This is a genomic window from Actinomycetospora endophytica (genome assembly GCF_021026375.1).
Lineage (GTDB): Bacteria > Actinomycetota > Actinomycetes > Mycobacteriales > Pseudonocardiaceae > Actinomycetospora > Actinomycetospora endophytica.
This window is the reverse complement of record NZ_JAJNDB010000001.1, coordinates 1,243,119-1,257,580: the sequence shown is the minus strand read 5'-3', so window position 1 is coordinate 1,257,580 and position 14,462 is coordinate 1,243,119. Positions and strand designations below refer to the sequence as shown.

Sequence of the window (14,462 nt, the reverse complement as noted above, 5' to 3'; positions counted from 1 at the left end):
ACATCTCCGGGCCGAGCGACCCGCCCGTCAGCCTCGAATCCACTCGCCGGTGTGCGGGTCCACCGACGGCGCTGGTGGCGGCGGGGCGTCCCAAGGGTGCTCGACGGCGGGAGCGGGGTCCTCCGCGCGGGCGGTGAGGACGGCGTCGGGGCCGATCCGGGTGACCGCGTCGGCCCGGCCGTCGTGGTCGAGGTCGGTGGCGAGAACGAGCTCGTCGGAGATCTCGGCGACGGCGGTGTCCGCGACACCGTCGAGGTCGGAGTCGACGGTCGGCCCACCGAGGACGGGCGCGCCCGGCACCAGCTCACCGGTGAGCATCACCGGGCCGGATGCGACACCGGGCACCTCCGGATGCGCCACCGGGTCCGGGACGGTCACGTCGGGCGTTGCGGCGAAATCGGACACGCCGCCGACGGTAGGAGGTCGCCCGGCCGCGTGGGTGCGGTTCGGCAGAACTCGTGGGAGGTCGCGTCATCGATGTGGGGGGCGCGCGTCTCCGCGCGCCGCCTCGCGTCTTGATCAGGAGCACTGGTGGCAGGTCGGTGAGCCGCCCGGGATGCGCCGAGTGCCCCTCGTCGAATCACCGCGGAACCGCCGCTACGTCCGATCCCGCGCCAGCGCCAGCCGGGCGAGCACCGCCTCGCCCCGAGCGGCGGCCTGCCGGGCGCGGGCAGCCCGTGCCGCGTCCTGCGCGCGGACCTCCGTCGCTTGCCGGACCTGGTCGCCCACACCGCGCAACGCGGCGTCCACCTCGCGCGCCCGCCGGTCCAGCGCGCGGTCGAGCGCGAGAGTGATCTCCCGTTCGGCCACGATCAGCGCCTCGACGAGCACCCGCTCCAGGTCGGCCCGTGCCTGGGCCAGGGCCTCCGCGAGCCACGCCCGCGCATGCGCGCGGTCGGCCGCTCGCCGCCGCGAACGAGCCAGCCATCCAGCGGCGCCCAGCCCGATCCCCACCGAGACCGGGACCAGCGCCGCGCCGACCACCGGCGCCACGGGTACCGCGAGCAGCGGCAGCAGGGCCAACCTCGACAGGCCCAGCCCGCCGGAGGCCCCGGCCACGACCAGGAGCCGGTCGGGCCGCCGCGGGCTCGGCACCGGCAGATCCGGGCGCGCCTCCGGAGGCGGGATGCGCAGCGCCGCCAGCTCGGCGGGCGCCAGCAGGGCCGCGAGGGTGTCGACGACGAGGGCCCGCAGCCGCTCGCCCAGGTCGGCGACCACCGCCTCCGCCTCCCGCGCGACGTCGGCGGCCACGGTCTCCGCGAGACCCTCCAGATCGGTGCGCGTCGCGGTGTCCAGACGCTCCCGGTGCTCGGCACCGATGGCCCGCAGGCGACGGGCGAGATCGTCGACGACGGCGACCCGGGCGCCGGCGAGCTCGGCCCGCCAGCGCACGTGGTGCTCACGTCGCAGCGAGGCCCGCGCCGTCTCGAGGTCGGCCCGGCGGCGCCGCAGGGTCTCGTCGGTCGCGTCGTCACCGGCCGGCGAGGGAACGGAGGCGAGGGCCGTCACCCCCGCGCGCAGCGCGTTGGCCTCGTCGAGCATCCGACGCCGGCGCGCGAGCAGGGCGTACAGGTGGCGCTGCAGCGGGGCGATCCCGGCCTGGCGTCGCAGCGGCTCGCCCGCGGTCCCCGTGCCGCGGGCGGTCGTGGCCAGCACCGGCGACACCGGGAACCACGGCGCGTCGGCCCATCGCGGGACCCGTTCGGCCACCAGCTCTCGATCGGCCTCGAGCACGGTGCGCCAGCCCCGGTGCGCCTCGGTCCCGACCAGCGCGAACACGGCCGACTCGACCTCACCCGCCACGGTCTCGAGCGCGTCCAGCTCACCCGCGTCGAGCGGTGCGCCGGCCCCGGCGACCACGACGAGCACCGACGCGTCCGTCTCCCACGCGCGTCCGAGCCGCGGTGGCAGCGCGAGATCCAGCTCCTCGAGCAGCGGGACGTCGACGACGAGCCCGTTCCCGGCCGCCGTCCCGACGAGCCGGGTCACGCCCGGCCCGACGGCGTCGGGGGGCAGGTCGAGCAGGGCCGCGGTGAGCGCCCGCCGTCCCCGCCCGGGAGCGCCGACGAGCGCGGCCACCGGGTGCCGACGCCCGGGATCGACCACCGGGACGGGCAGGCCCGCGTCGGTCAGCGCCCGCTCGACCTCCCGCCGCGCCGCACCGACCTCGGCCGGCAGCCCCGTCAGCCCGGCCGGCAGCCCCGTCAGCGCGGCCGGCAGCTCGGCCGGGGTCGTACCGCGCGCCTCGATGGGCGCGACATCGGGAGCGCCGCCCGGGACCGTGCCGCCCTCCGCGCTCACCCGGTGAGCTCCCCCCAGAGCCGAGCCCAGCCGCGATGCACGGCGTCGGCGACGTCGGACCGGGCCGGCGGGGTTCCCCAGGTCGCATACGACCGCCACGCCGCCGCGCGCCGCGCCGCATGCCCCGCCAGCTCCCCGGCGCCGGCGTCCGCCAGACCCACACGGCGGGCCAGATCCGCCAGCCGCGACCGGTCCGGCGCGGCGACCCCGGCTCCGGCCAGGACCTCGAGGTCGGCCGCCAGCTCCTCCGGCAGCTCGACCGCGCCGGACCGGGCACGCGCCCCGGCCTCGGCGAGGGCCAGCTCGAGGTGCAACGGCCGGGCGCGCAGGTCCTCGAGCAGATCGCCCAGCCGAGCGAGGTCCCGGGCGCCCGCCGCCGTCGGCCGGCCGGCGTCCCGGTCGGCCCGGACCGCGGCACGCTCGGCGTCCAGCAGCCCGGCCACCCGTCGCTCTCCGGCGGCCGCGGCGAGCAGGTCGGCCCGCTCGCGGACCCCGGTGCGCAGCCGCTCGACGACCCGATCCAGCCCCGACGCACCCAGCAGCGCCGCCGCGATGTCGCCCACCCCGGCCTCCGGGCGCTCCCGCAGCACGCCCACCGCGAGCGTGATGCCGCGCCGGTCCAGCAGCTCCAGCAGACGCATCCGCGCGGGGACACCGACCGGCAGGTCGGCGCGGGCGAAGAGCTCCGGATCGGCGAGCGCGGCGTCCACCGCCGCCGGGTCGGCGCCCGTGAGGGCGGCGAGCGCGTGCCGGTCCTCGGCGCGCAGGGCACCCGTCGTCGCGGTCTCGGCCAGCAGCCCGACCACCGGGGTCACCGGGCCGAGCCGGGCTCCGAGGCGGTGCCCGAGCGTCGTCGCCGCCGTCGCGGCGTCGTCGGCGGACCCGACGGTGTCCGCCCGGCCGAGGACCGCGACCACACCGGCCGGTCCGTGGCGGGCGGCCCCGGCGAGCCGGTCCACCTCGTCAGCGCGCGCCGAGGAGGGCAGCACGACCAGCGCGGCCTCGGCGTCGTCGGGCAGCGCCGGGCCGCGGCGGCGCGCCGACCCCGCGCCCGGGGTGTCGACGACGGTGAGCCCGTCCAGCGCGTCGCTGGTCAGCGTGACGAGCAGGTGGTCGACGTCGGCCGGGTCGACCCCGAGCCGGTCCCTGACGGCGGCCGGGACACGCCCGCCGTCGGCCAGCGGCAGCGGGCGGCGGGTGCCGTCGGCGAGCACGACGTCGAGGCGGTCGACCGGCCCGCGCACGTACCGCGCCACCAGGCGGGTGCACTCCCCGGCGCCGGTGGGGGCGACGCGACGGCCGACGAGCGCGTTGACCAGCGTCGACTTCCCCGACGAGACCGGCCCGGTGACGACGAGCGCCGGCGTTCCCTCGGCGCGGGCGGCCACCGCGTCCAGCGCGTCGGCGGTCGGCAGCGCCACCGCCGGCGCGGCCGCCCGGCACGCCCGGGCCGTGTCCTGGGACCAGCGTCCCACCGCCACCTCCCTCGCCGCCCGAGCGCGCTACAAGCGTGCCGCCTGGAGCCCCGCCCCGAGCCGTTCGCGCCGAGCGTAGGGACCGTTCCGGACGCCCGGGGTCCGTTCGAGTGGATCCGTCGTGGTCCCATCCGTCGCTGGTGTCACGCGCGTACCGGGTTTCGCCCGATCGCGTGGACGGGGATGCTGGACCTCGGACCAGGTGGAACCTGGTTCGACGACGGCAGAAAGGCACCACCGTGGCCAGCAGCGCCGACACGGGCACCTACCTGCTCATCGTGGGGATCGGCTTCGTCCTGACGTTGATCGTCGGGCAGATCCTCATGCGATCCGGGGTGGGCTTCCTCCGCGACGTCTTCGACGACAACGACGTGGCGCTGTCGATGACGCGTCTGCTCGGGGTCGGGTTCCACCTCGTCGCGCTCGGTTTCCTCGCGCTGGTCTCGACGTGGGATCCCATCACCGTCCAGAACACCGCCCAGCTGGTCGTGACGAAGGTCGGCGGGATCCTGTTCTTCCTCGGCATCCTCCACGTGGGGACGCTGTTCGTGCTCACGCGCGTCCGGAACAACAGCCGGGTCCAGCGGATGGCCGCGTCGCTGCGCGGCGGCGGGCGTCGCCCCCCGCACGACGCCCAGAACCAGACGAAGGTCATCGAGTCCGGCTGAGCGCCGTCGTACCCGGTGTGAGCCGCCTCGCGACCACCGGCCGGTGACCGTGCCCGGACGATCGGGATGTGAGGATCGTCGGGTGGGGCAGGAGCACCCGGCGCCGGTCGGGGTGGAGGAGCGCGCGACGCATGCCCGCCGGGGCATCGTCAGCTTCGCCGACCGCGGCGGGCGGATGACCGCCGGCCAGCAGCGGGCCTGGGAGCGATCCTGGGACCGCCTCGGCGCCGACCTCACCGACCTCGCGCCCGACGGGCGCCGCGCCGACCTGCTCGACGACGACGGGCGCCTCCTCCCCGCTGCGTGGTTCGGCCGCGACGCCGACCTCCACGTGGAGATCGGCTCCGGGATGGGGGAGACGACGGCGGCCCTCGCCGCGGCCGAGCCCGACGTCGACCACGTCGCCGTCGAGGTCTACCCGCCCGGCCTCGGACAGCTGCTCATGCGCGTCGACGAGGCGGGCCTGCGCAACCAGCGGTTGCTGCGCGGCGACGCCGTCGTCGCGCTCACCGACCGCATCGCCCCGGACTCGCTCGCCGGGCTGCGGGTCTTCTACCCCGACCCGTGGCCGAAGCGCCGCCACCACAAGCGGCGCCTGATCCAGCCCGAGACCGTCGCGCTCATGGCCTCCCGGCTGCGGGCCGGCGCGACGCTGCACCTGGCCACGGACGTCGCCGACTACGCCGAGTGGATGCTCGAGGTCACCGACGCCGAGCCGTCGCTCGACAACCCCCACGGCGGCTTCGCGCCCCGGCCGGACTGGCGGCCGCGGACCAAGTTCGAGAGCCGGGCCGAGGTCGAGGGACGGCCCAGCCGCGACCTGCTGCTCGTGCGCACCGACGGGGTCACGACGTCGGGTGCCGGCTCGTGATCGCGCGGCGCACGCGGCATCGCCGTGCGGTTAGAGTCGCCCCCGTGTCACCCTCCCCGCTGCCGTCCCCGGCCGACCTCGCGCACCCCGTGAGCACCCCGGACGGACTGGCCGGCGGTGCGTCGGACACCGAGCACACACCCGTCGTCGAGCACGAGGGACCGGGGCGCACCCTGCTCGTCTGGGACGCGCCGAACATGGACATGAGTCTCGGGTCGCTGCTCGGCGCGCGCCCGACCTCGGCGTTCCGGCCGCGCTTCGACGCCGTCGGCCGCTGGCTGCTCGGGCTCGCCGGACCGGACGGGCTCGCCGAGGCGACGGTGTTCACCAACGTCGTGCCGGGGTCGACGGAGATCGTGCGCCCCTGGGTCGAGGCGCTGCGCAACGTCGGGTTCGCGGTCTTCGCCAAGCCCAAGTCGACCGAGGACTCCGACGTCGACGACGACATGCTCGCCCACATCCAGGCGCGCCGCGCCGAGGGCGGGCTGGTCCACGTCGTGGTCGCCTCGGGGGACGGCCGCGCGTTCCGCGAGCCGCTCGAGGACCTCGTCGAGCAGGGCGTCCGCGTCACCGTCATCGGCTTCCGGGAGTACGCCGCGTTCGCGGTGGCCTCCGAGGTCGTGGGGTTCCTCGACCTCGAGGAGATCGACGGGGTCTTCCGCGAGCCGCTGCCCCGCGTCAGCCTCGACACGCTGCCGGCCGGCGGTGCCTGGCTGCAACCGCTCCGGTCGCTGCGCTCGCTGCTCGACCGGTAGCTCAGCCCACCGGCTGGTGCTCGGGTGCGCCGGCCCACCGGTGCAGCGCGTCCTCCAGGCCGATGGGTTGGGCGCTGTCGGTGGCCCACGCGACCACGCCGTCCGGGCGCACCAGCACCCCGGTCGGCCGCCGGTCAGGGGCCTCGTCGGCCACACCGACCACCGAGGCGCCCCAGGCCGCCGCGAGCCGGGCGAACCCGCCGTCGGGCGAGCGGTCGAGCAGCAGGAACCCGCCGTCGTGACCGTGGTCGGCGAGGCGGGAACCGTCCGCCAGCCACAGATCCGGCACGAACCGGCCGACCAGCGGGTGGTCGCCGGGCAGGTCGACGCGCTGCGTGACCCCGGCGATCTGCTTGACCGCGTAGGTCGTGCCGTCCCGGGTGTCCAGCAGGTCGGCGACGACCCCGCGGACGGCGGCCGACTTGGCGTCGCCGCGCATCACCCCGGTCTGGGCCCGCGTCCAGTCCAGCACCCACGCACCGACGGGACGCCGTTCGACGTCGTAGGTGTCGAGCAGCCCGTCGGGCGCCCGGCCGGTGAGGACGGCCGCCAGCTTCCAGCCGAGGTTCATGGCGTCGCCGACCCCGAGGTTGAGGCCCTGGCCGCCGAACGGCGGGTGCACGTGCGCGGCGTCGCCGGCCAGCAGGATCCGCCCGGAGCGGTAGGTCGCGGCCTGCCGGGCGTTGTCGGTCCAGCGGGTCGCGGCGCCGCGCAGCGACCGCAGCGTCACGTCGGTGCCCGAGACGCGGCGCAGGCTCGCCTGGACGTCGTCGACGGTGATCGGCGCCGTGCGGTCGGCCGGCGGGTCGTCGAACTCCATGACGGCGACCCGCCCGGGCTGCGGGCCGCAGCGGTAGGCGCCCCGGGGCGTCACCACCCAGCCGTCCGCGAGCTTCTCCGCATCCGCGATGTCGGCGACCGCCTGGTAGCCGGTGATCTCCGGGTCGGTTCCCGGGAAGTCGATGCCCGCGAGCCGGCGCACGGCGCTGTGCCCGCCGTCGCACCCGACGACCCACCGGGTGTGCACCGTCCCGGCGGTGGTGCCGACGACCACGCCGTCCGGGCCGGCCTCGAGCGCGGTGACCTCCACCCGGCGACGGATCGGAACGCCGAGCCGCGCGACGTGCTCGGCCAGCAGCGCCTCCAGCTGGGGCTGCGGCACCATCCGGGCGCCCGCGACGACGGCGTGCGCGGCGAGGTCGGGATCGGACCAGTCCACCAGGTCGGCGTCGAGGACCATGCCCGCGAAGTGCCCGGTCGGCCGCGCCGGATCCGCCCCCGGCGCGGGCACCCCGATCCGCTCGAGCACCTCGCGCTGGATCGCCTCGGCGGCTGGCAGCAGACCGCGGCGGTCGAGGGCCTCGGCCGTCGGGACGTTGATCCCCTGCGCCTTCATCGCCCCGGCCGGCTCGGCGAGTCGCTCGAGGACCTGCACCGACGCCCCGGCGAGCGCCAGCTCCGCGGCGAGCACGAGGCCCACCGGCCCGGCGCCGACCACGGTCACGTCATGGCTCTCATGCACGAACACCGTTCTATAGACGAACGACGTTCGAGTCAAGCTAGGGTGGCCGGGTGAACCCGCGAGAGCGACGCGCGGCGCGCCACCGGCCGCCGGACCCCGAGGGCGAGCCCGCGCCCCGGCCGCGGCGCACGGCGCCGATCACCGTCGACCAGGTCGTCGACAGCGCGCTGGGCCTCGTCGCGGCCGAGGGCTACGAGGCGCTGACGATGCGGCGCCTGGCCGGGGCGCTCGACACCGGACCGGCCTCGCTCTACGCCCACGTCGTCAACAAGGCCGACCTCGACGAGCTGCTCATCGGCCGGCTGTGCGCCGAGCTGGTGCTGCCGGAGCCCGACCCCGCGGCCTGGCGCGAGCAGGTCCGCGGGGTCTGCGACCAGTTGCGTGACCAGTACCTGCGCTACCCCGGGATCTCCCGCGCCGGGCTCGCGATGGTCCCGACCGACCTGGAGATCGTGCGGGTCAGCGAGGGCATGCTGGCGATCCTGCTCGGCGGCGGCGTCGCCCCGCAGGACGCGGCCTGGGCCGTCGACGCCCTCCTGCTCTACGTCGCCGCCTACTGCCTGGAGACCGCGATCGCGCGGCAGCGCTCGACCGACGACGACGCCGCCTGGGTCCTGGACCGCGACGAGCTGCGACGACGGTTCACCGCCCTGCCCGCCGCCACCTTCCCCCACACCACGCGTCATGCCGCCGAGCTCACCGCGGGCGAGGGGCACGACCGGTTCGACTTCACGGTCGGCCTGATGGTCGACGGCCTCGCCCACGGGTGAGGCGCGGCCCCCCGCGTCGGGAGGGGTCGGGCGTCGCGGCGCCCGAGCAGACTGAGGCGGTGGACGCGCCGGAGCACTGGGGGACCTCCTCGGTCGAGCGCGCACGGGCGACCCCCGCCGACGGGCTCGTGCCCGCCCCGGTCGCGCGCTGGACCCGCGGCACCACCGCCACCACCACGCGCGACCACCTCTGGCGATGGCTCTGCCAGCTCACCGTGGCGCCCTACAGCTACGACCACCTCGACAACCTCGACCGGTCGCGCGGCGGACTCCCGCGGGCCCGCAGCAGCCCCGGCACCCTCACGCCGGGCGCCGAGGAGCTGCGCGACGGCCAGCCGCTGCTCGTCCTGTTCGTGATCGACTCGTTCGTCGTCGGCGAGCACCTCACGGTCCGGCTCGCCCGCCCGGGGCCCGGACCGGTGGCCGAGTTCGCGATCACCTACGCGGTGCGCCCGGACGGCGAGCGGACGCGGCTCGTCGCGACCGTCGTCGTCGACGGGACCCGCGGTGTCGTCGGGACCCTGGCCCGTCAGGCCCTCGCCTGGGGCGACCTCGTGATGATGCGCCGGCAGCTGACCCGTCTCGCCGCGCTGGCGTCCTACTGACCAGACTGGACGCCATGTGCGCCCGGCGATTCCACGCCCCCATCGTCCTGACCTGCGACGACGAGGGCCCGGGGATCCGACGCGACGCGGCCGTGGACGTCGACGACGCCGGGCGGATCACCTTCGTCGGGCCGCGCACCGACGCCCCCGCCACCGGCGCTCCGACGACGACGCTGTCCGGCCTGCTCATGCCCGGGCTGGTGAACACCCACGCCCACACCCCGCTGGCGCTGCTGCGCGGGATGGGCGGCGACCTGCCGCTGATGCGCTGGCTCACCGAGGTCGTCTGGCCCGCCGAGGCGCGCCTCGAGGCGCCGGACGTGCGCACCGGGATGCTCGCCGGCGGGCTCGAGATGCTGCGCCACGGCGTCACCACCTCCACCGAGATGTACTTCTGGGCGGACACCGTCGTCGACGCCGTCCTCGAGCTTGGCTCCCGGGTGGTGATGACGCCGGGGATCATCACCGCCCCGGGCATGGACCGGCTCGGCACCTGGGAGCAGATGCGCGACGGGATCTCCCGCTGGATCGACGCCGACGGACTGCGCTTCGGGCCGGGCGAGCGCGTCGAGCTCGGGTACGGCGCGCACTCGGCCTACACGCTCAGCCCGGACGCGGTCGCGACGACGGCCGCCGCCGCCCGGGAGCGGGACGCCCTGCTGCACATCCACGTCGCCGAGGCGCAGGGCGAGGACGACGAGGTCCGCGGGGTCTACGGCTCGGTGCCCGCGATGCTCGAGACGACCGGCAGCCTCGACGGCCGCGTGCTCGCCGCGCACGCCATCCAGCTCTCCGACCAGGACATGGAGATCTTCGCCCGGCACGACGTCGCGGTGGCGCACTGCCCGGGCTCGAACGCCAAGCTCGCGGCCGGCGTCGCGAAGGTCGCCGAGATGCTCACCGCGGGGCTGCGGGTCGGGCTCGGCACCGACTCGCCCGCCTCGAACGACGACCTCGACCTCTGGGAGGAGCAGCGGCTCGCGTCACTGTTCGCCCGCCAGCGCGGGGCCGACGCGACCGCGCTCACCGCGGCCGACGTGCTCCGGCTCGCGACGGCGGGCGGCGCCGAGGCCCTGGGCCGCGACGACCTCGGCCGGGTGCGTCCGGGTGCCTGGGCGGACCTGATCCACATCGACCTGGACGACCCCGCCTTCGTCGACCCCGACGACGACGCCCAGCTCGTCTCCAACCTGGTGTGGTCGGCCGGCGCCCGGGCGGTCCGCGACGTCTGGGTCGCGGGCGAGCCGGTGCTCGCCGACCGCGCCCCCACCCGGGTGGATCCGGGGGAGATCCTGACCGCCGCCCGGACGTCGGGTCGTCGGATCAAGGGCTGATCAACGGCGTCCGTCCGGACGGGTGCGTCGGGTCACTCGTCGTGGCAGCCTCGTCCACCATGAGCGGTGAGTACCAGCAGGCGTATCAGCGGAGCATGACCGATCCGAACGGGTTCTGGCGTGAGGCCGCCTCGCTCATCGACTGGTACACCGAGCCCGAGACGATCATGGACGACTCGGCGCTCCCGTTCTCCCGCTGGTTCGCAGGCGGCGTGCTGAACACCTGCCACAACGCCCTCGACCGCCACGTCGACGCCGGCCGCGGTGACCAGGTCGCGCTGATCCACGACTCGCCGGTGACCGACGACCGGCAGAAGTTCACCTACGCCGAGCTGCGCGATCTCGTCGCGCGCTTCGCCGGGGTGCTCCGCTCGGTCGGCGTCGGCAAGGGCGACCGGGTGATCATCTACATGCCGATGGTCCCCGAGGCCGCGATCGCGATGCTCGCGTGCGCGCGGCTGGGCGCGGTCCACAGCGTGGTCTTCGGTGGGTTCGCCGCGCGCGAGCTCGCGGTGCGCATCGACGACGCCAAGCCCTCCGCGATCGTGTCCGCGTCCTGCGGCATCGAGGGCAAGCGGGTCATCGAGTACAAGCCGCTGCTCGACCGCGCGATCGAGCTGGCGGACCACGACCCGGGCCGCTCGATCGTCCTGCAGCGCCCGCAGGCCCAGGCGGCCATGGGCGATCGTGACGTCGACTGGGCCAAGGCGATGCGGAGCGCCGAGGCCGCGGACTGCGTGCCCGTCGCGGCCACCGACCCGCTCTACGTGCTCTACACCTCGGGGACCACCGGCAAGCCCAAGGGCGTCCAGCGGGACAACGGCGGTCACGCGGTGGCGCTGCGCTGGTCGCTGCCGGCGATCTACGACGTGGGCCCGGGCGAGGTCATGTTCACCGCCTCCGACGTCGGCTGGGTCGTCGGGCACTCCTACATCGTCTACGCGCCGCTGCTCACCGGGGCGACGACGATCCTCTACGAGGGCAAGCCGGTCGGGACCCCGGACGCCGGGGCCTTCTGGCGGGTCATCCAGGACCACCAGGTGAAGGCGCTCTTCACGGCGCCCACCGCGTTCCGGGGCATCAAGAAGGAGGACCCGGACGCCGCACTGCTCGCCGACTACGACATCTCCTCGCTGCAGACGCTCTTCCTCGCCGGTGAGCGGCTCGACCCCGAGACGTGGCACTGGGCCTCCGAGAAGCTCGGCGTGCCGGTGGTGGACCACTGGTGGCAGACCGAGACCGGCTGGCCGATCGCGGCGAACCTGCGCGGCCTCGAGCCCCTCGAGCTCAAGGCCGGCTCACCCTCGGTGCCGGTGCCCGGCTTCCAGGTCGAGGTCCTCGACGTCGACGGCTCCCAGCTGCCCGCCGGGGAGGAGGGCGCGATCGTCGTCAAGCTCCCGATGCCCCCGGGCTGCCTGCAGACGCTGTGGGACGACGACGAGCGGTTCCGCGAGTCGTACATGTCGCGCTACGACGGTTACTACCTCACCGGCGACGGCGGCTACCTCGACGAGGACGGCTACGTCTTCGTCATGGGCCGCACCGACGACGTGATCAACGTGGCCGGCCACCGCCTCTCCACCGGCTCGATGGAGGAGGTGCTGGCCGGGCACCCCGACGTCGCCGAGTGCGCGGTGATCGGCGTGGCCGACTCGCTCAAGGGCCAGGTGCCCCGCGGGCTCGTCGTGCTCAAGGCGGGCGTGACGCGCGGCGAGGACGAGATCGGCCCGGAGCTCGTCGCGCTGGTGCGCGACGAGGTGGGCGCGGTGGCCTCGTTCAAGGACGTCGCCGTGGTGCCCGCGCTGCCCAAGACCCGCTCCGGCAAGGTGCTGCGCAAGACGATGCGCCAGATCGCCGACGGCCAGGACGCGATGGTGCCCTCGACGATCGACGACGCGACGGTGCTCGACACGCTGCGCCCGGTGCTGCAGAAGGGGTAGGTGCCTGCGGCTCGTGAGCAGTAATTGATGCCTGGGCGTCAATTACTGCTCACGAGCGCGCAGCGCACCTAGTCGCCGGCGGGGAAGTCCGCCCCGCGGGCGAGCCGCTCCCACGCGGACGCCTCGTCGATGCGCTGCTGCCAGAGCTTCGGCGCGAGGTCGGCGGCCGCGTTGCCGAGGAGCAGTCGCAGCGGCGGCTCCCCGGACGCGACGACCTCGCGCATCGCGTCCGCCGCACGCCGGGGGTCGCCGGGCTGGGTGAAGGCCCCGCGCCCGTCCATCGCCTCGCGACGGGCGCCGAGGGCGTCGTCGTACGCGGGCACGGGGTCGGCGCGCACCATCGAGCCGCCGTTCCAGTCGGTGCGGAACGGGCCGGGCTCGATGATCGTCAGGCGCACCCCGAAGCCCGCGACCTCCTGGGCCAGGGACTCGCTCATGCCCTCGAGTCCCCACTTCGTCGCGTGGTAGAGCCCGGTGTTCGGGAACGCCCCGACCCCGCCCACCGAGGAGATCGGGAGGACGTGCCCGGACCCCTGCGCGCGCATCGTCGGCAGCACCGCCTGCATCGACCACAGGGCACCGAAGAGGTTGACCTCGACCTGGTCGCGCGCCTGGGCCTCGGAGACCTCCTCGACCCCGCCGCCGAGCCCGTAGCCGGCGTTGGCCACCAGCACGTCGATCCGGCCCACCTGGTCGACGGCCTCGCGCACGACCCGGAACGTCGCGTCGCGGTCGGTGACATCGAGGTCCTTCGCGATCAGCGCGTCGCCGTAGGTCCCGCGCAGGTCCTCCAGCGTCGATGCCTTCCGGGCGGTGGCGACGACCGTGTCGCCCGCCTCGAGGCACCTCTCCACCAGCGCCCGGCCGAGGCCGCGGGACGCACCGGTGATCAACCAGACCCGTTCGCTCATGCGACCGGGCTACCCGGCACTAGGAGGCGCGACCCAGCCCGTCGGTCGGGAGCTTCGCGCCGCCGTAGCCGATGTAGCCGCCGGAGGAGTTCGTCAGGCCGCCGTCCATCACGGCGTCGAGGCCGTGGTTGGCGATCATGGTGCGGACGCCCGCGGTGATGTTCGCGACCGGGTCGAAGATGCCCTTGTCGGCGAGCGAGGGGAGCACCGCGTTCTTGAACGTCGTGTCGATGAGCTGCATGAGCCCCTTCGACGGCGTCCCGGCCGAGGCGTTGGAGTCCCAGCCGTTGACGGCGTCGGGCTTGCCCGTGGACTCCCGCATGATGATCTGCTTGACCCCGGGCGCGAGCTTCTGGGGCAGCCCCATGAGGCCGAGTGCCTGGGCGATCTGGCCGTTGAGGTTGCTGTCGTTCCCGGCGGTGTAGGGCCGGCCGAACTCCACCGGCCCGTTCTCGCGCGCCACCGACATGGCCTTGCTGAGGTCGTCGACTCCGGAGTCGGCCGGCTTCGCGGCGGCGGCCAGCTCGGACTTGGACATGGCGACCGTCGTGACGTCGCTGATCGCCTGCGACGAGGGCGCGGCGGCCGGTGCCGCAGCCGCGGCCGGGGCGCCGTGCTGGGCCGCGAGCGACATCTGGGCCGCGGAGAGCTGCGTCGTGGCGCCGGATTCGGCCTCGGCGCTGTGCGAGGAGTCGAGCGCCTGGACGGCGGGGACGACCGCGCCCGCGGCCACGGCCGCGACGAGGATCTTCCCCGAGGTGGCGGCGGAGAGCGATCGGGGCGCCGGACGGGACGGCGCGGGACGCGGGTCGTGGACGGCCACGCGCGAGGGCATCGGGCGCGGAGGTGCCGCGGCGGCGAAAGCGGGGGTGTAGCCGAATCCGGGCCGGGTAGCCCCGAATGTCGGGGCCCCGCTCGGAATGCCGTGTCGCGCCACTGGTCGCCCTTCGCCGCAGGGGATCGCTGTCGACGAGGGCGCTGGGGAGCGTGACACCGGCGTGATGTCGTGACCTCGTCGTGATCTGGACCGGTGGAACATAGCGGGGTCGCGACCTCGCTGCGTGACGCGGGTCGACCGGACAGCGACGTCAGCGAGATCCGGTCCCGTCGTCGTGAGGACGCGGTGAGCCCGGGCGGCCCCAGACCACCGCCCACCGAACCGTCCGGCCTCGGACCGGCGTCGCGACCGCGTCGAACGGTCGGGACGAGCGGCGCCGTGGCCCGCCGCGGACCGGAAGGCGACCGAGTGGCGGGTCGAGGACCTTCCGCCGACGGGATCCGGCTTCTCGTCGCGCTCGGCGCGTCCGGGC

General features: G+C 75.4%; 13 protein-coding genes. 7 read left to right on the top strand and 6 right to left on the bottom strand.

Translation table 11 applies throughout. The features are described from left to right. Window positions 1–27 precede the first annotated feature (27 nt). The 3 genes from LQ327_RS06155 to LQ327_RS06145 all read right to left on the bottom strand — a co-directional run bounded on the left by LQ327_RS06155 (window position 28) and on the right by LQ327_RS06145 (window position 3,776). Window positions 28–405, bottom strand: coding sequence for a DUF6802 family protein (locus LQ327_RS06155; RefSeq protein WP_230730627.1), 378 nt, complete (start codon window positions 403–405; stop codon window positions 28–30). Between the two features lie 192 nt (window positions 406–597). Continuing rightward, window positions 598–2,301 (bottom strand): hypothetical protein, encoded by a 1,704-nt coding sequence (locus LQ327_RS06150; protein ID WP_230730626.1) that lies wholly within the window; start codon window positions 2,299–2,301, stop codon window positions 598–600. Continuing rightward, window positions 2,298–3,776, bottom strand: a complete 1,479-nt coding sequence (locus tag LQ327_RS06145; protein WP_230730625.1) for a dynamin family protein — start codon at window positions 3,774–3,776, stop codon at window positions 2,298–2,300. Before LQ327_RS06145 ends, LQ327_RS06150 begins: the two co-directional genes overlap by 4 nt. Before the next feature lie 239 nt (window positions 3,777–4,015). Here LQ327_RS06145 and LQ327_RS06140 point away from each other — a divergent pair, with 239 nt between their 5' ends. The 3 genes from LQ327_RS06140 (at window position 4,016) to LQ327_RS06130 (ending at window position 6,070) form a co-directional block, all read left to right on the top strand. After that, window positions 4,016–4,444: a hypothetical protein gene (locus LQ327_RS06140; protein WP_230730624.1), complete on the top strand. Its 429-nt coding sequence runs from the start codon at window positions 4,016–4,018 to the stop codon at window positions 4,442–4,444. Window positions 4,445–4,619: 175 nt separating this feature from the next. Next, window positions 4,620–5,315 carry a tRNA (guanosine(46)-N7)-methyltransferase TrmB gene (trmB, locus tag LQ327_RS06135; RefSeq protein ID WP_230733090.1) on the top strand — a complete coding sequence of 232 codons (696 nt, stop codon included), beginning with the start codon at window positions 4,620–4,622 and terminating at the stop codon, window positions 5,313–5,315. Between the two features lie 44 nt (window positions 5,316–5,359). After that, window positions 5,360–6,070, top strand: a complete 711-nt coding sequence (locus tag LQ327_RS06130; protein WP_230730623.1) for an NYN domain-containing protein — start codon at window positions 5,360–5,362, stop codon at window positions 6,068–6,070. Between the two features lies 1 nt (window position 6,071). Here LQ327_RS06130 and LQ327_RS06125 read toward each other — a convergent pair whose 3' ends face one another. Continuing rightward, on the bottom strand, window positions 6,072–7,592 hold the full coding sequence (locus tag LQ327_RS06125; protein ID WP_230730622.1) for an FAD-dependent monooxygenase: 1,521 nt from the start codon (window positions 7,590–7,592) through the stop codon (window positions 6,072–6,074). A gap of 50 nt (window positions 7,593–7,642) precedes the next feature. Here LQ327_RS06125 and LQ327_RS06120 point away from each other — a divergent pair, with 50 nt between their 5' ends. The 4 genes from LQ327_RS06120 to LQ327_RS06105 are packed head-to-tail and all read left to right on the top strand — an operon-like array spanning window position 7,643 to window position 12,241. Next, the gene (locus tag LQ327_RS06120) at window positions 7,643–8,362 is read left to right on the top strand and encodes a TetR/AcrR family transcriptional regulator (RefSeq protein WP_230730621.1); all 720 of its coding nucleotides are present in this window, start codon (window positions 7,643–7,645) and stop codon (window positions 8,360–8,362) included. A gap of 59 nt (window positions 8,363–8,421) precedes the next feature. Continuing rightward, complete coding sequence (locus LQ327_RS06115) at window positions 8,422–8,967, top strand: hypothetical protein (protein ID WP_230730620.1); 546 nt, start codon at window positions 8,422–8,424, stop codon at window positions 8,965–8,967. Between the two features lie 14 nt (window positions 8,968–8,981). After that, on the top strand, window positions 8,982–10,301 hold the full coding sequence (locus tag LQ327_RS06110) for an amidohydrolase family protein (protein WP_230730619.1): 1,320 nt from the start codon (window positions 8,982–8,984) through the stop codon (window positions 10,299–10,301). Between the two features lie 59 nt (window positions 10,302–10,360). Next, complete coding sequence (locus LQ327_RS06105) at window positions 10,361–12,241, top strand: propionyl-CoA synthetase (RefSeq protein ID WP_230730618.1); 1,881 nt, start codon at window positions 10,361–10,363, stop codon at window positions 12,239–12,241. Window positions 12,242–12,309: 68 nt separating this feature from the next. On the opposite strand, the gene LQ327_RS06100 is transcribed toward LQ327_RS06105, so the two are convergent. Next, on the bottom strand, window positions 12,310–13,152 hold the full coding sequence (locus LQ327_RS06100; protein WP_230730617.1) for an oxidoreductase: 843 nt from the start codon (window positions 13,150–13,152) through the stop codon (window positions 12,310–12,312). 19 nt (window positions 13,153–13,171) lie between these two features. Next, window positions 13,172–13,975 (bottom strand): transglycosylase SLT domain-containing protein, encoded by an 804-nt coding sequence (locus tag LQ327_RS34585; RefSeq protein WP_230730616.1) that lies wholly within the window; start codon window positions 13,973–13,975, stop codon window positions 13,172–13,174. Window positions 13,976–14,462: the final 487 nt, after the last annotated feature.